Source organism: Burkholderia theae (genome assembly GCF_048565265.1).
GTDB lineage: Bacteria > Pseudomonadota > Gammaproteobacteria > Burkholderiales > Burkholderiaceae > Burkholderia > Burkholderia theae.
Window position 1 is genome coordinate 889,050 of the sequence record NZ_CP183463.1, and the last position, 21,962, is coordinate 911,011.

5 protein-coding genes and 6 pseudogenes are annotated in these 21,962 nt (G+C 59.3%); 7 read left to right on the forward strand and 4 right to left on the reverse strand.

What is annotated here, in order from left to right:
* Window positions 1-101 precede the first annotated feature (101 nt).
* The 7 genes and pseudogenes from ACN22W_RS36675 to ACN22W_RS36705 form a co-directional block, all read left to right on the forward strand.
* Window positions 102-845: pseudogene (locus ACN22W_RS36675) on the forward strand (ESPR-type extended signal peptide-containing protein); the annotation flags it as partial.
* A gap of 348 nt (window positions 846-1,193) precedes the next feature.
* Window positions 1,194-9,206, forward strand: a pseudogene (locus ACN22W_RS36680) (hemagglutinin); the annotation flags it as partial.
* A gap of 42 nt (window positions 9,207-9,248) precedes the next feature.
* Window positions 9,249-9,368, forward strand: a pseudogene (locus ACN22W_RS36685) (YadA-like family protein); the annotation flags it as partial.
* Window positions 9,369-9,536: 168 nt separating this feature from the next.
* Window positions 9,537-10,151, forward strand: a complete 615-nt coding sequence (locus tag ACN22W_RS36690; protein WP_419690735.1) for an OmpA family protein — start codon at window positions 9,537-9,539, stop codon at window positions 10,149-10,151.
* A 93-nt stretch (window positions 10,152-10,244) separates the two neighbouring features.
* On the forward strand, window positions 10,245-10,811 hold the full coding sequence (locus tag ACN22W_RS36695) for a hypothetical protein (protein WP_419689998.1): 567 nt from the start codon (window positions 10,245-10,247) through the stop codon (window positions 10,809-10,811).
* Between the two features lie 182 nt (window positions 10,812-10,993).
* Window positions 10,994-11,883: pseudogene (locus ACN22W_RS36700) on the forward strand (IS3 family transposase); the annotation flags it as partial.
* A gap of 541 nt (window positions 11,884-12,424) precedes the next feature.
* On the forward strand, window positions 12,425-12,736 hold the full coding sequence (locus ACN22W_RS36705) for an H-NS family nucleoid-associated regulatory protein (RefSeq protein WP_419689999.1): 312 nt from the start codon (window positions 12,425-12,427) through the stop codon (window positions 12,734-12,736).
* A 1,080-nt stretch (window positions 12,737-13,816) separates the two neighbouring features.
* On the opposite strand, the gene ACN22W_RS36710 is transcribed toward ACN22W_RS36705, so the two are convergent.
* From ACN22W_RS36710 to ACN22W_RS36725, 4 genes and pseudogenes are all read right to left on the reverse strand, one after another.
* On the reverse strand, window positions 13,817-14,479 hold the full coding sequence (locus tag ACN22W_RS36710; protein WP_419690000.1) for an OmpA family protein: 663 nt from the start codon (window positions 14,477-14,479) through the stop codon (window positions 13,817-13,819).
* A 121-nt stretch (window positions 14,480-14,600) separates the two neighbouring features.
* Window positions 14,601-18,827, reverse strand: a pseudogene (locus ACN22W_RS36715) (beta strand repeat-containing protein); the annotation flags it as partial.
* Window positions 18,828-18,887: 60 nt separating this feature from the next.
* Window positions 18,888-19,541: pseudogene (locus ACN22W_RS36720) on the reverse strand (ESPR domain-containing protein); the annotation flags it as partial.
* Between the two features lie 462 nt (window positions 19,542-20,003).
* Window positions 20,004-20,807 carry a hypothetical protein gene (locus ACN22W_RS36725; RefSeq protein ID WP_419690001.1) on the reverse strand — a complete coding sequence of 268 codons (804 nt, stop codon included), beginning with the start codon at window positions 20,805-20,807 and terminating at the stop codon, window positions 20,004-20,006.
* Between the last annotated feature and the right edge of the window lie 1,155 nt (window positions 20,808-21,962).

A 21,962-nucleotide genomic window follows, 5' to 3' on the forward strand; every position in this document is an offset into this window, starting at 1 on the left:
GCGACGGGACGAATTTTAATCGTTCGGCTAATGCCAGCGATTTATGTAGGACTATTTATTATTTTTAACAATCTCTCGGCTCGGTCATTGCAAGAGGCGTTATGAACAAGATATTCAAGGTGATCTGGTGTGCGGCGATCGGTGGATTTGTCGTGGCATCTGAACTGGCAAGTTCTAAGCGAGGCGGTACCAAGTCGTCTGCGGCGTCTGGAACACCGATGTTAGACTCGCGCCGACCAACGGCTGTGGCTATGGCTGTCGCGGTGGTATTTCTTACACTTGCGGGCGGGCCTAATGTCATGGCCGGGTCGATTGTCGCTGGCGGCCAGACAACTGGTTCGAACTTCTCGGGTGGTTCCGGGTCGGCAAGCGGAGTACTCACAAACAGCTATATTGGCGCCGCTGGGCAGGGAGTGGCTATCACAGGCGACGACGACTGTCTGTCCCTTACTGCTTCGAGAAAAGCGCTCAATTCTGCGAATACGGCATGGTTACTTGGTACAACTTCACAGACTACTGATCCTGGTCCGTTGTATCCAGGAGCCGGAACTGATAACGGTGTAACCGTCAACTATTCAGGCACCTCCGATTTCTCGGGTGGCGGCGCCAGTGCTACGGGTTCGCAAGCTACGTTGGCGTGGGGATTCAATTCGTTTGTGGGAGGTTGCGGCAACAAGGCGTTGGGTATGGGCTCGACCGCGATCGGTATGAGCAATCTCGCCGGGCTGGCTGGGTCGACTGCTTTGGGAGTGGCTAATTCCGCCTCGGGTGCGGGGGCGACCGCTATCGGCTTGTATAACACTGCATCAGGTGCGGGTAGTACTGCCATTGGGATCGGATCCCAGGCGACTGGTAATGGGGCTGTCGCGTTAGGCTTCGGTGGAAATGGAAATTCTGCCAATGCCACCATTGCCAGTGGCGCCAATGCTATCGCCATTGGCGGCGACTCAACGCAGGGCGCTCAGGCGACGGGTTCGGACTCCATCGCACTTGGAAGTGAGGCAGCCGCGACGAGCTCAAGTACTGTTGCGATTGGGAAGACTGCGACTTCAACACTGGCAAACAGCGTAGCGATAGGCGCTGGTTCGACGGCAAGTTCGACTAGCGCTACGGCAAACTGGACGACCGCAAACGCTATTGTCAACGGTAAGACGTTTTCGGTAAATCAAGCGCCGACAAATGGTGTTGTTGCCATTGGCAATAGGCAAATTCAGGGTGTCGCGGACGGTAACGTTTCCGCTACATCTACTGATGCCGTCAATGGAAGCCAGCTTTATCAAGTAGCCCAAGCTGTTTCGAGTGCTGGGGCCGTTCACTACTATAGTGTGAACGATAACGGAACGCAGCAAGGTAATTACGGAAATAATGGTGCTACTGGCATCAATGCCGTCGCTGTCGGCACCAATGCAACAGCCGCGTCGACCTCAACTATTGCGATCGGCAACTCAGCGAACACTGGTCCTGCCAATGCGGGCGGCTACGGCAATATTGCAATCGGGGCGAATGCGACGAATGGCGTTACTCAGGGAATAACTTCAAGCCATGGTGGCCAAGTTGCCATCGGGATTGGCGCAACGACGGTCGCGGACGGCGCAATTGCGATTGGTAACGGCGCACAGGCCGTTGCGAATAATTTTAATCTCGCGCTCGGCTTTAACACATCTTCATCAGGCAACAGCTCGGTCGCAATGGGGCGGCAAGCCACGGCATCGGCAGACTACACTGTTGCCCTTGGGCCGTTTGCAAGCGCGACTAGCCAAGGTGCCGTCGCTGTTGGCAACGGCGCAAAAGCGGTTGGCGGGCGTGCCGTGTCGGTTGGGTATACCAACACCGCATCCGGTAACGGTGCGGTTGCTATTGGCGATCCGAATGTCGCAGTGGGGACTGGGGCAGTCGCGGCCGGGGACAATAACACGGCTTCAGGTACCGGTGCCGTGGCAATCGGTAGTGGCAATGCGGCCGGCGGCACGGGGTCTGTCGCAATGGGAAGCGGGAGCACGGCGGCAAATAGCTCGGTCGCAGTCGGTGTAGGGGCGAATGCAACGGGTGCTAACGGCTCGATCGCTGTTGGCAACGAGGCAACCGCGACAGGTCAGGGCGCAATCGCCCTCGGCAACTCGGGGTCGTTTGCTGGCACCGCAATTGCGTCAGGCGCAGACGCTCTGGCGTTGGGCAATGGCTCCACCGCGAGTGGAACATCTGGATCAGTAGCACTCGGGGCATCAAGCTCGGCGACCAGTACGAATGGCACAGCGATTGGTGCGGGTTCGGTGGCCTCGGGGACCGCCGCAACGGCACTCGGTCACGGCGCGTCGGTAGGGGGTATTTCTTCGGTCGCTGTCGGCGATTCCGCGGTAGTCGGAAACGTTGCTAATGCGGTCGCTGTTGGGGTGGGCGCTAACGCTTCTGTTACTGGATCAGTCGCGCTTGGAGCAAATGCAGTCACGATCGGCGGCGCTACTAGCGCGACGGCTGGGACTGGTACTGTTAGCAATACCACAATCGGCAGTCAGACCTTCGGTACGTACGCCGGGAGTAGTGGAGCGGCAGGTGTGGTGAGCGTCGGTGCCGCGGGCACCGAACGTCGCATTCAAAATGTTGCCGCGGGTCTTGTTAGCGCGGGAAGTACCGACGCGATCAACGGTAGCCAGCTCTACGCAGTGGCAAGCACGACGACTTCGAGTATCACGAGCTTGTCGACCTCAACATCGACCGGCATCAATTCGCTGTCCACGGGCCTGAGCTCGGCAAACAGCTCGGTTACGTCGCTGTCGTCCTCCACGTCGACTGGCCTCTCGTCGGCCAACAGCTCGATCGGTTCGCTGTCGACCTCGACTTCGACGGGCATCAACTCGCTGTCTACCGGCCTGAGCTCGGCAAACAGCTCGGTTACGTCGTTGTCGTCCTCCACGTCGACGGGTCTGTCGTCGGCCACCAGCTCGATCGGCTCGCTGTCGACCGGCCTCTCGTCGACCAATAGCTCGGTCACTTCGCTGTCGACCTCCACGTCGACGGGCCTGTCGTCGGCCACCAGCTCGATCGGTTCGCTGTCGACCGGCCTCTCGTCGACCAATAGCTCGGTCACTTCGCTGTCGACTTCCACGTCGACCGGTCTGTCGTCCGCCACCAGTTCGATCGGCTCGCTGTCGACCGGCCTCTCGTCGACCAACAGCTCGGTCGCCTCGCTGTCGACTTCCACGTCGACGGGTCTGTCGTCGGCCACCAGCTCGATCGGCTCGCTGTCGACCGGCCTCTCGTCGACCAACAGCTCGGTCACTTCGCTGTCGACCTCCACGTCGACGGGCCTGTCGTCGGCCACCAGCTCGATCGGTTCGCTATCGACCGGCCTCTCGTCGACCAATAGCTCGGTCACTTCGCTGTCGACCTCCACGTCGACGGGCCTGTCGTCGGCCACCAGCTCAATCGGCTCGCTGTCGACCGGCCTCTCGTCGACCAATAGCTCGGTCGCCTCGCTCTCGACTTCCACGTCGACGGGCCTGTCGTCGGCCACCAGCTCGATCGGTTCGCTGTCGACCGGCCTCTCGTCGACCAATAGTTCGGTCACGTCGCTGTCGACTTCCACGTCGACGGGTCTGTCGTCGGCCACCAGCTCGATCGGTTCGCTCTCGACCGGCCTCTCGTCGACCAATAGCTCGGTCACTTCGCTGTCGACCTCCACGTCGACGGGCCTGTCGTCGGCCACCAGCTCCATCGGCTCGCTCTCGACTGGTCTCTCGTCGACGAACAGCTCGGTCACGTCGCTGTCGACTTCCACGTCGACGGGTCTGTCGTCGGCCACCAGCTCCATCAGTTCGCTGTCGACCGGCCTCTCGTCGACCAATAGCTCGGTCACTTCGCTGTCGACCTCCACGTCGACGGGTCTGTCGTCGGCCACCAGCTCCATCGGTTCGCTGTCGACTGGCCTCTCGTCGACGAACAGCTCGGTCACGTCGCTGTCGACTTCCACGTCGACGGGTCTGTCGTCGGCCACCAGCTCGATCGGTTCGCTCTCGACCGGCCTCTCGTCGACCAATAGCTCGGTCGCCTCGCTGTCGACTTCCACGTCGACGGGTCTGTCGTCGGCCACCAGCTCGATCGGCTCGCTGTCGACCGGCCTCTCGTCGACCAATAGTTCGGTCGCCTCGCTGTCGACCTCCACGTCGACCGGTCTGTCGTCTGCCACCAGCTCGATTTCGTCGCTGTCCACCTCGGCCTCGACCGGCATCAACTCGCTGTCGACCGGCCTGAGCTCGGTCACGACGAAGACGAACAACCTCGGCACGAGCACGGCATCGGCGCTCGGCGGCGGCTCTACGTACGACCCGACGACCGGGACCGTCTCCGCTCCGGCATATACGACGTACAACGCGAATGGCACGACGTCGACCGCCAACAGTGTCGGCTCGGCGATCAACAACATCAACAGCCAGGGCATCAAGTACTTCCACGCGAACTCGTCCGGCGCCGACAGTCAGGCGCTCGGCACCGATTCGGTCGCGATCGGCCCGAGCGCGGTCGCCAACAATGCCGGCGACGTCGCGCTTGGCAGCGGCTCTGTTACGGCGGCGCCGGTCAAGACGCCGACCGGCACCATCGGCGGTGTAACCGCAACGTTCGAGGGCGGCAATCCGACCAGTGTGGTCAGCGTCGGCAAGCCTGGCGCCGAGCGTCAGGTCACCAACGTTGCAGCCGGCCAAATCACCGCGACCAGCACCGATGCGATCAATGGCTCGCAGCTGTTCGCAACCAATTCGATCGTCGACTCGCTGTCGACCACGGTGTCGACGTCCGGCAGCGCTATCGCCTCGCTTTCGACCGGCATCACGTCGCTGTCCACGGGCCTCAGCTCGACCAACAGCTCGGTGACATCGCTGTCTTCCTCGACTTCGACTGGCCTGTCGTCGGCTAACAGCTCGATCACCTCGCTGTCGACCTCGACCTCGACCGGCCTGTCGTCGGCGAACAGCTCGATCACTTCGCTGTCGACTTCCACGTCGACCGGTCTGTCGTCCGCGAACAGCTCGATCGATTCGCTTTCGACCTCGACCTCGACCGGCCTCTCGTCGGCGAACAGCTCGATCACCTCGCTGTCGACTTCGACCTCGACCGGCCTGTCGTCCGCCAACAGCTCGATCGATTCGCTTTCGACCTCGACCTCGACGGGGCTGTCGTCGGCGAATAGCTCGATCACCTCCCTGTCGACTTCGACGTCGACCGGTCTGTCGTCGGCCAACAGCTCGATCACTTCGCTGTCGACTTCGACCTCGACCGGTTTGTCGTCCGCGAACAGCTCGATCGATTCGCTGTCGACTTCGACCTCGACCGGTCTGTCGTCGGCTAACAGCTCGATCACCTCGCTGTCGACTTCCACGTCGACGGGCCTTTCGTCGGCCAACAGCTCGATCACGTCCCTGTCGACCTCGACGTCGACCGGTCTGTCGTCGGCCAACAGCTCGATCACTTCGCTGTCGACTTCGACCTCGACCGGCCTGTCGTCGGCCAACAGCTCGATCACCTCGCTGTCGACCTCGACCTCGACGGGCCTCTCGTCGGCGAATAGCTCGATCACTTCGCTGTCGACCTCGACCTCGACGGGCTTGTCGTCCGCGAACAGCTCGATCACTTCGCTGTCGACCTCGACGTCGACGGGTCTGTCGTCGGCTAACAGCTCGATCGACTCGCTGTCCACCTCGACCTCGACGGGTCTGTCGTCGGCCAACAGCTCCATCACGTCGCTGTCGACTTCCACGTCGACTGGCCTGTCGTCGGCTAACAGCTCGATCACTTCGCTGTCCACGTCGACCTCGACCGGCCTCTCGTCGGCGAACAGCTCGATCACCTCGCTGTCGACTTCGACCTCGACTGGCCTGTCCTCGGCTAACAGCTCGATCACGTCGCTGTCGACTTCGACCTCGACCGGCCTGTCGTCGGCTAACAGCTCGATCGATTCGCTGTCGACCTCGACCTCGACGGGTCTGTCGTCGGCCAACAGCTCGATCACGTCGTTGTCGACCTCGACTTCGACGGGTCTGTCGTCGGCCAACAGCTCGATCACGTCGCTCTCGACTTCCACGTCGACCGGCCTGTCGTCGGCCAACAGTTCGATCGATTCGCTGTCGACCTCGACCTCGACCGGTCTGTCGTCCGCGAACAGCTCGATCACGTCGCTCTCGACTTCGACGTCGACGGGTCTGTCGTCCGCGAACAGCTCGATCGATTCGCTGTCGACCTCGACCTCGACGGGCCTGTCGTCGGCCAACAGCTCGATCACGTCGCTCTCGACCTCGACCTCGACTGGCTTGTCGTCGGCTAACAGCTCGATCACGTCGCTGTCGACTTCGACCTCGACTGGCTTGTCGTCGGCTAACAGCTCGATCACGTCGCTGTCGACTTCGACCTCGACCGGCTTGTCGTCGGCTAACAGCTCGATCACGTCGCTGTCGACTTCGACCTCGACCGGCTTGTCGTCGGCTAACAGCTCGATCACGTCGCTGTCGACTTCGACCTCGACTGGCCTGTCCTCGGCTAACAGCTCGATCACGTCGCTGTCGACTTCGACCTCGACCGGCCTGTCGTCGGCTAACAGCTCGATCGATTCGCTGTCGACCTCGACCTCGACGGGTCTGTCGTCGGCCAACAGCTCGATCACGTCGTTGTCGACCTCGACTTCGACGGGTCTGTCGTCGGCCAACAGCTCGATCACGTCGCTCTCGACTTCCACGTCGACCGGCCTGTCGTCGGCCAACAGTTCGATCGATTCGCTGTCGACCTCGACCTCGACCGGTCTGTCGTCCGCGAACAGCTCGATCACGTCGCTCTCGACTTCGACGTCGACGGGTCTGTCGTCCGCGAACAGCTCGATCGATTCGCTGTCGACCTCGACCTCGACGGGCCTGTCGTCGGCCAACAGCTCGATCACGTCGCTCTCGACCTCGACCTCGACTGGCTTGTCGTCGGCTAACAGCTCGATCACGTCGCTGTCGACTTCGACCTCGACTGGCTTGTCGTCGGCTAACAGCTCGATCACGTCGCTGTCGACTTCGACCTCGACCGGCTTGTCGTCGGCTAACAGCTCGATCACGTCGCTGTCGACTTCGGCCTCGACCGGCTTGTCGTCGGCTAACAGCTCGATCACGTCGCTGTCGACTTCGACCTCGACTGGCCTGTCCTCGGCTAACAGCTCGATCACGTCGCTGTCGACTTCGACCTCGACCGGCCTGTCGTCGGCTAACAGCTCGATCGATTCGCTGTCGACCTCGACCTCGACGGGTCTGTCGTCGGCCAACAGCTCGATCACGTCGTTGTCGACCTCGACTTCGACGGGTCTGTCGTCGGCCAACAGCTCGATCACCTCGCTGTCGACCTCGACCTCGACCGGCATCAACTCGCTGTCGACCGGTCTGAGCACGACCAACAGCGCGGTCACGTCGCTGTCGACTTCCACGTCGACGGGTCTGTCCTCGGCCACCAGCTCGATCTCGTCGCTGTCGACCTCGACCTCGACAGGCCTGTCGTCGGCCAACAGCTCGATCACGTCCTTGTCGACCTCGACCTCGACCGGCATCAACTCATTGTCCACCGGTCTGAGCTCGACGAACAGCACGATCCTGTCGCTGTCGACCTCGACGTCGACCGGCATCGGCTCGCTGTCCACCGGCCTGAGCAGCACGAACAGCTCGGTGTCGTCGCTGTCCACGTCAACCTCGACTGCGATCAACGCCGCGAAGACGCACTACTACAGCGTCAACGACAACGGCACGCAGCAGGGTAACTATGCCAATGACGGCGCGACTGGGGTAAATGCGCTTGCTGCCGGCACCAATGCCTTGGCTTCAGGCGCGAGCAGCGTCGCGGTGGGAGATGGTTCGAACGCGTCGTCCGACGATGCAGTTGCGATCGGCCATAACGCATTGGCAACGGGCGGCAAAGCCGTGTCGATCGGATCGGGCAATACGGCGAGCGGGGACGGTGCAGTTGCGATTGGTGATCCGAACGTGGCGGCTGGCACCGGTGCCGTCGCAATGGGCGCAAATAACACTGCGACAGGCAACGGTGCAGTGGCGCTCGGCAACGCGAATACGGCCAGCGGTGACGGAGCGCTCGCGTTGGGTAACGGATCGACGGCAGCGGCAGCGGGTTCGCTCGCGTTCGGGTCGAAAGCACTTGCAAACAACATCAACGATGTTGCACTCGGGACGGGCTCGATTACAGCAGCGCCGAACGCTACGTCGAGCGCAACTATTGGTGGCACGACTTACTCGTTTGCCGGCGCAACTCCGACGAGTGTGGTTAGCGTCGGCGCGCCCGGGGCGGAACGACAGATCACGAACGTCGCTGCCGGTCGGATTACGGCAAGCAGTACCGACGCAGTCAACGGCAGCCAGTTGAGCGCGACGAACCAGGCTCTTTCCAGCTTGTCGACGTCCACAGCCTCGAATGTCGCGTCGCTTTCGACCGGAATCAACTCGCTTTCGACGGGTCTCAGTTCGACGAATAGCACCGTTGCATCGCTGTCCACGTCAACTTCGACCAGCATCAGTTCCCTGTCGACAGGCTTAAGTTCGACCAACAACAATCTGACGTCACTTTCGACGTCGGCGTCGACAGGATTGAGCTCGTTGTCTACCGCGTTGTCCTCGACCGACAGCAACCTTGCGTCTTTGTCGACCTCAACTGCAACCACCACGCAGGGCATCCAAGGGCTTACTACGACGATAGCTAATGCGCGCACTCACTACTACAGCGTCAATGACGGTGGGACGTTGAATGGGAATTACGCGAACAATGGCGCGACGGGGCTTAATGCGATGGCGCTTGGTCCGAATGCAACCGCGGCTGGAACGGACGGTATCGCGATTGGTAATGGAGCAAACGCCTCATCGGATGGCGCGACGGTCATCGGAGCGAAATCGCTCGTTTCAGGTGTGAACAGCGTTGCTGTCGGCATGGGTGCGACGGCGTCGGCTGCCAACGCCGTCGCACTCGGCGCTAATTCGATTGCTGAGCAGCCAAACACAGTGTCGGTTGGAGCTCCCGGCAGTGAGCGACGTATCACCAACGTTGCGCCGGGTGTGAACTCGACGGACGCAGTGAACGTATCGCAGCTGAATGCACTGGGAAGTTCGGTAAACGACGTTGCACGCAAGGCCTACGCTGGGATCGCAGGAGCGACGGCGCTCACGATGATTCCGGATGTCGACCAGAACAAGACGCTCATGGTTGGCGTAGGCACGGGCGTGTATCAGGGTTACAGCGCATTTGCGTTTGGCTTCACTGCTCGCTTGACCAATAACCTTAAGCTTCGTGGCGGTGTGAGCGGCAGCAGCGCCGGCTACACATACGGCGCAGGTCTCGGCTATCAGTGGTGATCGGAGGCTGACGGCGCACCTAGGTCGATTGTCCGGGTGCGCCGGATTACTCCAGGTCGTTAAAGGGTACTCACGCTTTCAGGCAATGAAGAAGGAATTGTCATGATTAAATCATTGGGAATGAAGCTTGCGCCGGTTGGGCTGGCCCTACTGGCAGGGTGTTCATCGATGTCAGGGCCGACTTTTTCGGCGTGGTCGATCGATCTACCGAACGGGGATACCGCTTATCGAGTTGATTGCTATGGATTGTTCGAAGGAGCACAGACTTGTCAGCGAAAGGCCGAGGAAATTTGCGTCAAGCAGCCCGTTCGTGTGCTTCAAGGCGTATCAGCACTTGGGGCAGATGGCTCGCGCCGACCTAATGTGCGAGAACTGACGTTTCAGTGCGGCGCAGCGCCGATCCCGACGGAACCTGTCTCACGATCGACGGCGACGAACAGAGCTGTCCTACGCGGAGATGCGACTTTCGAGTTCGGTCAAGCGGAGCTCACGGCGGAGGGGCGCGCAGGCCTCGACAGGCTCGTCTCGGACGCGCAGGGCGCGACCGTCGATCGCGTGACGGTGACCGGCTATACAGACGATGTGGGCGGCGATACATACAACGCGCGTTTGTCGGAGCGTCGGGCAGCGGTCATAGCGGCCTACTTGGGCGAGCACGGAATGCATGCGGGGCAGTTCATCGTTCGTGGCCGTGGAAAGGCGGACCCAGTAGCGTCGAATGCAACAGCGGAAGGACGTGCACAGAATCGCCGCGTCGAAGTCTTGCTCGATTCGAACCGGTAGTATTCGGTTACCACGTCAAGGTACATCGCTTCGCGAAAGGATTCTGTTGATTTGCATTCGTGATCCTGGGGCGCGATAGTGGAGAACATTGGAATGAAATCGTGGTTTGCTATCCGCTATCGCCGACCGCTTGTCGGCATACTGATGATATGCATTTCGAATCTCATCGAGGCACAGGCATTGCAACCAGGGGGCGTTGCACCGGCGCAGGAGACGACCGTACTTGCAGGCGCCGCCACCGCGGCGGGTGTTCGGCGCTGTATCTCCGCGATTGATATGGTATCTCGGCGGATGTTCACTGGGGCATCGCGTGCCGACGTCATTCTGGATTGGGATCGCTCCAATCCGGACGGCGCTCCTTTCTTTTCGTTGTCGGGCATGGACTTGCACCGAGATTCGGCCCTGTTGTCATTGACGACTGCTCCTGTAGCGACGGGGGCATGTGCGATTCTCGTTGAACGGATCTCGAGCGCGCCGACGACCTGCGGCACAGTTGCCCGTACGGAACTCGCGGGCTATCGCGCGACGGCCCTTGTTCGTGCCGTAACGGTCTATACGAATCCTGCGCGGCCGCGCGAAACCATCACGTTGGTCGATGCGCCGCCTTCGTGTCTGGTTCTGCGCCGACAAGTGGAGTTCAATTGGCCGTCCGGCCGATAAATCCGATGATCCCACCGAGTTGCATTGTTTCCATGCGGGAAAGTAGATGAATTCATGAGAACTTCTCGTTGAGATTTTTGATTGCTTGGCATTGGACCGGCCAGTCCATTTGTGCCATTCGCCAACCCTCCCTCATTCGATATTAATAGGAAGGTGTTGCAACGATCCATTGAACCTACCTCCGCGTACCTTGCAAAAGGATAACGGCAAGGTACGCGTTCATGCGAGCCCATCTCGGCGAGTTCCACCTGCACTCGATGTGCCGAGTCCTTGGCGTGCATCGCAGCGGCTATTAAGTCTGGCAGCGGCAGACAGTTGGAGCCCGCAAGCGCGAGGATGATCGATTGCTCGGTTTGATCAAGTATTCCTGGCAAGCCAGCGGCGGCGGCTATGGCTACCGCAAGATCACGGTGGATTTGCGTGAATCGGGCGAAACGTGCAGCCGTCACCGCGTCCATCGCCTCATGAAAGGCGAAGGTCTGCGGGCAGAAGTGGGCTATGACAGCAAGCCCCGCTATCGGGGTGGTCCGGTCGGCGTAATCGCCAACGTGCTGAACCGTGAGTTCGCGCCAACCGCACCGAACCGGGTCTGGGTAACGGACATCACGTACATCCGGACTTACGAGGGCTGGCTGTATCTGGCGGCTGTTATGGATCAGTACTCGCGCCAGATCGTCGGTTGGGCTACGCGCTCGACGATGGCCAGCGATCCGGTTTGACAGGCGTTGTTGACTGCGGTTTGGAAACGCAAACCGGGACCCGGTGTCATGGTGCATTCCGATCAGGGCAGTCAATTCACGAGCGATGACTGGCAGTCATTCCTGAAGGCGCACCATATGGTGCCAAGCATGAGTCGGCGCGGTAATTGCCACGACAATGCCGTGGCCGAGAGCTTCTTCAGCGCCCTAAGAATGGGGCAAATCAAGCGGCGCATCGATCCGAGTCGGGCGACCGCAACCTCGGACCTGTTCGATTACATCGAAATGTTTTATAACCCGGTTCGTCGGCATGGTTCTGCCGGCGATCTTTCACCGATTGAGTTTGGCGGCGCTACGCGCTAAACGGCTCGTGAGTGTCTACGAAACTCTGGCTGGTCCAATACGTCGCGGGAACTGCGGCCAGAGCCACGTTAAAGAGCGCGATAGCTGAGATTGCTTTATGAGTCAATCGACCCTAAAATATAAATGGGGACACGTGGCCACATTCACTTTTCGAAAGTTGCTTGAACTGCTCGGATTGGTTGAGACGATCGGGGCGAAGCCATCATGTCATCGTGGTTTGTTGTTATATATAGTGAAGTCGCCGTAAATTAAACACCAAAAATTAATAATTACGTGCTTTTTCCGCGATTGTCTTTCATAAAATGATATGAAGATATGAGGCCGGCAGTGGATGTGTCGTGAGGCTTGTCATGAGGAATTTGACTATGTCAGAATTGAAATGGGTCGTGCGACACATTGTCTGGCCGAGATTGATGGGAAATCTGCTTCACTTTGGCAGGATTTCGATGCCCAGCAACGATTTGTTGGTTGTGAGCATCACGACGCCAATGGCGAGACGGCAGGCGCGCAACTATGGGGCTGGGCGGGCGACGTAACGGCGAAAGAGCAGACATGGAGTCGATCATTGTGAGCACCTACGCTGAGCTATTGAGTCAGTTCGATAGATTGAAGCAGGAAATAGAAAATGCGCGTGAGCGTGAAAAGGAGCGCTTCCTTCAACAACTTATCACGTTGCTTGAACGAAACGGCGTATCATTAATCGATTTGATTAGTTATTGGAAAAATGCGCCAGCGACGGCAAAGACAACGGTGAAGCCTAAATATTTCGACCCTGCAACGGGCAAGACATGGGCTGGGCGGGGTCGGGAGCCTGAATGGATTCGTGGAAAAGATCGTCGTGACTTCTTAATTGATTGGCAGTAAATGGAGGGGCTGATGGAGGGTGTGTGAATTCAACTTAGGTGTAAAATTTTGTGATTAGATAATCGTTCGATATGAATATGTGGTCACGGCGATTCGTGGAAGTTGGATGTTGATGGTGCGTATGAAGTGTTACGTTTATGAATTCGCGTTGGCCTAACCAAAACGTGCAATCAGGCTGAGCATCTGTGCTGGGGGTTGCGCTTGTTACCTGGTCCGATTTAATTGGGGAGCCGGTGATCATGGGCCCGGAATATAGATGCAGTGACAACGCGACTGTCGCGTAACGGCCGTTCGACTTCAAAGGTAAGTGATTCTGGCGGGTCGTTACCCGATCGCAAACCTTCGCAACTTTGGGCCGTCTCCTAGCGCATGCGGTCACACAATCGATGTTCCATACCACTTTGATGCCGGTCAAGGATCGTTTGGACTGCCTGAGCTAAGCCGATTCGCTCTATACATTTTTTTGCGCAATGAAATCCCCGGTTATGAAAATACGGGTTCCCCGCCGCGATGGTCGGCGCGGGAGTGTTTGCTGGGGAATGTGACATTGTGTATGTCGCCACATAACGCAATCGTAATCAAATGCTGTTCTTGATGCTCGTCTCATGCTCGCTGCGATCCCGTGTGACTGATTCGGGACGGGATGTTGAACGGGAAAACTGCGGGGACGCGCGGGACTGCTAGCGGCGTGCGTCGAGACGCTGATATTGCATGGCTGGATCGCAGAGGCGACAGGGGATTCATTGCAAAAAAGATTGTCGTTCCAACGGGGGTTCTGAAGTCGTTCGAGATTAATCTCGAATTCTTTGCGGCTTCGCTGTCAACAGAGTTGGCACAAGCATGACGGCGCTTTACATCGCGTGGCTGATCGGTTTGGGTGGATCACACTGTGGATCTGACACCATCGCGGCGCTTTATGGCAAGTCTGCGCGACAGCATTTCTGGTGCGTTTCGGAGCGGAAGCCTGCCGCGTGACGCAATGGCTCACATGGGAATCGGCGGATCTGGCAGGACGTGACGAATTTTAAGTTGATTGCCGTTCCATGGGAGCAGGCCGCCGCACCAGCGGCAGCCTGCTGCTTAATGTTGCAGCCGAATTTCGACGCGGCGGTTGCTCGCGCGGCCTTCGGGCGTCGCGTTCGAGGCGACCGGATCGGCCTTGCCGCGGCCCGACACCGTCAGCGCGTCGGTCTTCAGGCCGTGCGCTTTCAGATAGGCGGCGACCGATTCGGCGCGGTGCTTCGACAGCGCGAGGTTGTAGTCGTCGCTGCCCACCGAGTCGGTAAAGCCGGTGACCGTCACCTGCGAGTACGTGTGGTCCATGCGCTCGCTCAGCAGGCGATCCAGCGATTCGCGCGCGGTCGGTGCGAGCGTTGCGTGATCGGTGGCGAACAGCGCGTCGCCCGACAGGTTGACCTGTTCGACGACGGCGGTCGCCGGTTCGGCGGCCGAGGCCGCTTCGGCCGGCGCGGCGCCGCACTGGAAGACCAGCGTGGCCGGATCGGATTTGTCGCGCAGCGCGCGGGCCGAGTCGACGGCGCGCACAGCCTGGTCGCCGCAGATCTTTCGGGCGGCCTTCATGCACGTCTGCGGGCCCGACAGCAGGCCGTGGCAGTCCACCTGGAATGTGCGCACGCCATCGCGCGGCTGCAGTTCGGAGGCGCTGAAGGTCGGGCCGGATGCGGTCGAGCACGCGGCGAGGGCTGTTCCGGAAAGCGCGAGCGCAAGAGCAAGTTTGTCCATTTTGACGTCCTTAAAGCTTGAGTTGACTAAGGCCCGTCGCGCAATGCGCAGTAGGCCAGTCCTGTCGTTGGAGTCGCGTGCCGCCCGGCTAGCGAGCCGAGCGGCCTGCCGGCGCGACGCCTTACTTCCACTGGTACAACATACCTGCGCCAATCACCTTCTGACCGCCACTGAAGCCACCGTTGATCGACGCCTTCAGATTCTCCGTGATGCGCGCCTGCATGTTGACCGCCATCGCCTTCTGGCCGAGGAAGGTCGACGTGCCGACGCCCATCCCGAAGTTGGCGTCGCGATCGAGCTGCGGGATCGACGCCATCGCGCCGACGGCCGCGATACCCTGCTTCGCCATCTGGTCGGTCTGCTGCAGTTGCGAACCCAGCGAGTTGATCTGCGTCTGCTGGCCCGACAGCGCCGTCGACAGCGTCGTCTGCACCTGCGTCAGCTGGTTCACGTTCACCGCATCGGTGCCTTGCGTACCCGGCGCGACGTTCGTGATCTGGCGCTGCTGCGTGTCGCTACCGACCGACACCACGTTCGAGCGGCCGCCGTCGTTCGAATTCGCACCGATCGCCACCGAGTTCGAGCCGGCGGTGACGGTCGGGATGTCGGTGCCCTTGCCGTTCATGTCAGCGGCGACGCCGTTGTTGTTGTTGGCGCGAATGGTGTTGTTGTTGATCGACGTCGACAGCGAGTTCAGCGTGTTGTTGATGTTCGTCACGCCGGTCGACAGCGAGGCCACGTTGCTGTTCGTCGTGCTCAGGCCGGTGGACAGCGAACCGATACCCGTCGAGGTCGACGTCGACAACGAGTTGATCGCGGTCGAGGTCGACGTGGACAGCGAAGCCACGTTGCTGTTGGTCGCACTCAGGCCCGTGGACAGCGAGTTGATGCCGGTCGACAGCGATGCGACGTTCGACGCGGTGGACGTCGACAGCGTGTTGATCGCGTTGTTCGTCGCGTTCAGCTGGCTGCCGTTGATCGCGTCCGTGCTCGTGGCCGAGATCCGACCCGCGGCGACGTTCGTGATCTGGCGTTCCTGGCCCGGCGCACCGACGCTGACCACGCCAACCGGCGAGCTGCCCGCGAAGAAGTACGTGACGCCGCCGATCGTGGCGCTCGAGGTGCCGACGGCCGCGGCCGTGACCGAGTTGGCGCCGAGTGCGATCGAGTTGGCGACGTTCGCTTGCGCGTTCGTGCCGAAGGCGAGCGCGTCGGCGGCCGTGGCCTTGGCGGCGGAGCCGTAAGCCTGTGCGCCGGTGGCGCTGGCCGTGGCCTGGCTGCCCAGCGCGATCGTGTTGTCCGCGGTGGCCTGGTTCGAGCTGCCGAGGGCGAGCGCGCTGGCGCCGTTTGCCGTGTTCGCGTTGCCGAGCGCCACTGCGCCGTTGCCGGTCGCCGTGTCGTTCGCGCCCATCGCCACCGCGCCGGTGCCCGTCGCGATACTCGGGTCGCCGATCGCGACCGCGCCGTCGCCGGACGCCGTGTTGCCGGAGCCGATCGACACGGCCTTGCCGCCCGTTGCCGATGCGTTCTGGCCGATGGCGACCGCACCTGCCGACTGTGCGTTCGAGCCGTCGCCGACTGCCACGCTGCTGGCGCCTGCCGCGCTGGCGTTCACGCCGGCGGCGAGGGCGTTGGTGCCCGTTGCGCCCGTGTTGTCGTAGTTGGCTTGCTGCGTGCCGTTGTCGTTGACGCTGTAGTAGTGCGTCTTCGCGGCGTTGATCGCGGTCGAGGTTGACGTGGACAGCGACGACACCGAGCTGTTCGTGCTGCTCAGGCCGGTGGACAGCGAGCCGATGCCGGTCGACGTCGAGGTCGACAGCGACAGGATCGTGCTGTTCGTCGAGCTCAGACCGGTGGACAACGAGTTGATGCCGGTCGAGGTCGAGGTCGACAAGGACGTGATCGAGCTGTTGGCCGACGACAGGCCTGTCGAGGTCGAGGTCGACAGCGACGTGACCGCGCTGTTGGTCGTGCTCAGACCGGTCGACAGCGAGTTGATGCCGGTCGAGGTCGACGTGGACAGCGACGTGATCGAGCTGTTGGCGGACGACAGGCCGGTCGACGTGGAAGTCGACAGCGACGTGACCGTGCTGTTGGTCGAGCTCAGACCGGTCGACAACGAGTTGATGCCGGTCGAGGTCGAGGTCGACAGTGAGGTGATCGAGCTGTTGGCGGACGACAGACCCGTCGAAGTCGAAGTCGACAGCGAGGTGATCGAGCTGTTAGCAGACGACAGACCCGTCGAAGTCGAAGTCGACAACGAAGTGATCGAGCTGTTAGCCGACGACAGACCCGTGGAGGTCGAGGTCGACAGCGAATCGATCGAGCTGTTGGCGGACGAGAGGCCAGTCGAGGTCGAGGTCGACAGCGAAGTGATCGAGCTGTTGGCGGACGAGAGACCCGTCGATGTCGACGTGGACAGCGAAGTGATCGAGCTGTTAGCCGACGAAAGACCCGTCGAGGTCGAAGTGGACAGCGAGCTGATCGAGCTGTTGGCCGACGACAGGCCCGTCGAAGTCGATGTGGAAAGCGACGAAATGGTACTGGTCGCGGTACCAACTTGTTCGGCGACAGAGTAAAGCTGGCTACCGTTGATCGCGTCGGTACTCGTTGCGGTCACCTGGCCGGCAGCGACATTGGTGATCTGCCGTTCTTTGTTGACGTCGCCGACACTAGCGGTGCCGACCGGCGTAGCGCCGGCGAACCCGCCTAACGTAACGCCGTTGACGGTTGCGCTGCTCGTCGGGGTGGCAGTGGCGGTGGCCGAGTTGGCGCCGAGCGCGACGGAGTTGTTCGTGCCGGCGACAGCGCCGGTGCCGATAGCGACGGCGTCAGTGCCCGTCGCGGTGCTGTCGGGGCCCGTCGAATTCGCGTGGAAGTACTTGATGCCCTGGCTGTTGATGCTGTCGATCGTCGAGCCGACGCTGTTGGCGGTCGACGTCGTACCGTTCGCGTTGTACGTGGTGTACGACGGGGCCGAGACCTTGCCGGTCGTCGGGTCATACGTCGAACCACCGCCAAGTGCCGAGGCCGTGCTGTTACCCAGGTTGTCCGTCTTCGTCGAGACCGTGCTCAGGCCGGTGGACAGCGAGTTGATGCCGGTCGAGGTCGACGTCGACAGCGAGCCGATTGAGCTGTTAGCTGAGGACAGGCCGGTCGACGTGGAGGACGAAAGCGATGTAACCGAGCTGTTTGCCGAGCTGAGGCCCGTGGACAGCGAACTGATGCCGGTCGAGGTCGAAGTCGATAGGCTTGTGATACTCGAGCCAGTTGTGCTCGCGACGGCGTAGAGCTGACTACCGTTAATCGCATCTGTACTGCTCGAGCTCACGAGGCCCGCTGCAACGTTTTGGACGCGCCGCTCCGTACCCGTGGCACCTATACTCACGATGCCACTCGAGGAGCCCGCGCCTGCGTAAGTTCCAAACGTTTGACCACCAATCGTCGTGCTGCTGACAGTGCCGGTGCCACCCGTCGTCGCCGATGCGACCGCATTTGTCGCGGATAGTGCACCGATTGCGACCGAACCTGGCACAGATGCATTGGCGCCTGCGCCGACCGCTACTGCTAGGTTTGCTGAACTAGTTGAATTTACCCCAAGCGAGATCGCGCCGATTGCGCCGCTCGATACCGACGCCTGGTTCCCGACGGCAACCGAACTCTGACCGCCAACAGATGCCCCATGCCCAACGGCTGTTGCATTTGCTGCGGACGCGATAGCTCCAGCCCCAACAGCGCTGCTATCTAGACTACTAGCTGTACTCGATGCACCCACTGCAATCGAGCCGGCGCTTCCGCTTGCAGTGGATCCGTTTCCCAACGCGAGCGCGTCGGAACCAGAGGCGACAGTTACGCCCGCAAATGATCCGAAATTGCCAAACGCGATTGCTCCACTGCCCGTTGCCGTTGCGGCGGTGCCCAATGCGACGGAACCATTCGCCCCAACTGCCTGCGCTCCAGTGCCGACGGCTATCCCGCCGCTATTTGCGACATTGGCGTTCCCCAACGCAACCGAACCAGAGCCAACGGCAGAATTCATATTGCCAATTGAAACGGCGCCACTGCCGCTCGCGGAGTTGTTCGCGCCCATTGCCACAGCGCCCAGACCAAGCGCGACGTTCGGATCGCCGATCGCTACTGCACCGGCGCCAGCGGCCGTATTCGCGACGCCGATCGACACCGCTTTGCCTCCCGTGGCCGACGCGCTTTGCCCGATAGCAACAGAGCCGTCCGCAAGGGCTCTTGAGCCGTCGCCAGCTGCAACGCTGCCGACGCCTGACGCTAGAGCGTTGGTCCCTGCTGCGAGCGAGTTGAGGCCCGTTGCTCCATTGTTGGCATAATTGCTTTGCTGAGTACCATTATCATTCGCGCTGTAATAGTGGGAAGCGGAGGTCGAAAGCGAAGCCTCTACATTGAAAAGCTGGGCACCCGTTACGGCGTCGTTGGATGTAGCGGACACTTGACCAGGAGCTAAGCCCGTAAGAATAGTATTGGTCGCGCTAAAAGCCCCCGTTGCCGGATTGAATAAAGTAGTAGCGATATTCAAGGTTGGAGTAATAATGCTGCCATTTTGGCTTAGCCCGGCCGTGGTTCCATAGTAGATGTTGCATGAATATGTTGCACTCAAATTTCCACATGCACTTGAAGGTGATCCAATTGAGGATCCTACTAGTGATGCATTGGTCAGATAATTTAAGGCAATGCTTCCAAATCCGAAAATTGTTGGATTAAGGTTTGCTATTCCTGATGGTGAGACATTACTTATTGTTCCGCCGGATGTACCGCCTAGCGACGATCCATTATTTAGTGTCCCGTCGTTCACGTTTCCTAACTCGAGGGGTGATGTTTGCGCATAAAGTGAAGTGGAAACGGAGGCAAAACACAGAAGTGCGCCAGCTGCTATTAATCGTATGGACGGCAACGCTTCCATAAAGATGCCATTGCTCAAGAATATGTGGCTATAAGACAGGTTTCTGCTGACTCTCGTAGTTCGATTTATCTCGCTAACAGCAACCCACGTGCCAAGAGCCTCATTCCACACGGTTTTGTATGACTTATTCATAGGGACACCTAAGTATGTTAAAAACCTTAAGGATGTGTTGCGCCCTCGTAAGCCAATGTTTAATATATTGTGATTATTATATTTTGCACCCGGATAGGGGTGAAGAATATTATGGTTAGATTATTTTTAATAAAAATGTCTTATGTCGTCTATAGCGTTTCGGTGAGTGTTTATAAGTTTGATGGATCTATCGATTTTGTATGAAAATATGGGTGATGCCAGATTTATTAATGAAATGATGAATTTGATATTCCGAAAAGGACGTTGGGCGCGTACCATGAGTGAAATTGCAAAGGAAAAATCGCCTTTGTCTCTCGTCGTCAGGTCTTTGGCGCGTAATGCTCATGGGCGCGGCCGAGGCAAAGCTACGAAGCCCGCGGATTGAGCGCGTACGTCGATGTGGGCCAATGCAAGTTCGCTAGCGACGTGACTGTCGCATGGATTCTTGCGATGCACGAAAATCTACGGGCCGCATGCCATGTATTTACAAGTTAGTGGCCCAATGTAGGCTGCGATGTCGGATCGGTGCGTGCGCATGACGACTTCCACCCTGGCCGAATTCGTGAAGTGATTGCCAACACATGCGAGTGCGTAGTAGTCGAGAGGATGATGGGCTTGATTGCTTGGTCCCTTCTTACCTGGTTTTGAGGCAAAAAAGACTTTAACTTTGCATTTGAGCTTGGTCAGTACAAACTCCGCGTTAACTTGGCCGCCAATCGAACAAGGCCGAACAAAGCCGGCACGATTGGCCAGTTCAGTTGTGCATAACCTGAGGATCTCGTAGACGGTTGCCACTGCCCGCAAACGGCGTGCTTCGACGACCGCTCTCAGTCGTGAAACGACTTCATCGTACAAGGAAGTGACTCGGGCGATCAAAGCCTCAACCGATGGGTTGGATTGCAAATCAATTCGCTCGACCGGGTCGACGCACGCTACCGCTGCGTCTGATGCGACGAAGTTGTCTGCAACGTTAAGGGTCGAACTGGCGGTTGACGTGACGTTGTCTCCAGAAAGTGCGTCAAGTTGAAAAGAATTTGACCCCAAATAATTGGATGCGTGCAACCCGAATTCCTGCTGCTCGGTTATACCCATTCGCCGCTCTTCCACGTTTTGAGCGAACTGCGACCCTGACGCAGTCTTCAAATTGAAAGTCACTGCGGTGCGGGGCGGACATCGACAAGCATTGGCGGCGATCGATTGCTGGTTTTCGAAGCCGGATCCGCTGGGTAGGGGGGGCAACTCAAAATAGTCATCGCGTCTTGACATTGCGCCTCCTTGAATGACTACCTTCGTCGCATTTGAAGTGTATGCGAATTTCTAGAAAAGTGAAGCGGAAAAGCGGTTCACGAGAGGGTGACGTCGAAAGTTTGCGTTGCATCGCCCATGACCTTCGCCCGTGTCGGTATAGCCATAAAAGGCTATTCCAACGGTTCCCGGATGAAACGTTTTTCCGAGTCGGTCGCTAAATAGACGGCAGGTCCGAAGATCGAGACACGGACGGGGGGAACGCGCGGCATTACTTGTTCGACTCGCTGTCGGCTCGCTACACGTCAGCGATTGCCTATGCATCGATGCGACCGCCGCAAGAAGGTAAACGCGCTGCCCTAGGCATAATCCGCACACATCATTCATGGGTGGCGTCTCCAAAAATCATTTTTTTAGAATTGTTTAGTCTTGGGGGCACCATATTTCATATGACAAATAATACTTTTCGTGCTTGCACGGTTGCCTCTGATGGGCCGTCCCCTCGACCATCCGCGTGGGGATGGACCTGATCGCCCACTGACCTGCCTCGAATCGTGAGGTGCTGATCGGCATCCTGTCCAAGTTCAACGTGGACGCTGCGGAGGTCCGGTGACTGAGAGTCGATGTGGCTTGGGGGCTATGTCCGGGATATCCGCGTGAGTGGCGAGCGACCGGGTGTGAGCTCTTTGCGCGAGCGACCGATCCGAAACCCGCGAGCTGCCAGCAAGGTTGAGCTCTTGTTGCGGCCGTCGTTGGCTATCCTTTCCTTCGTCAGGTCAAACAAAAGCTGGCCAAATGCTCCGGATCGCACGCGAACCGATGGCGGGCTCGCCGGATGGGACGTCGTCGACGATCTGCAATAGCTGCCTCATATCGACGCGATCTCGCCGGTTCGCGGCTTGTTCGCCAACCTATGGCGAAAATGCATCAGCCTGCCTCTATTGCGACTACAAATTCGAGTTGCGTTCCAATCGAATGCGCCGTAACCGAAGATCCAGCTGTAAATCATAAAGCGGAAAACGCAGCTCGGCAGCGAGCCTGCAAGTATCGGAGAACACACAGGGCATTCCTGCAGGTAGCTCCGAAATGAATGCAAGCCATATCTTGAAAAACTATGGACGAAGGTCTTAGTCTATTTGACTAATAAAGTTTTTCATCTTGCGCATAAAGTCTCAT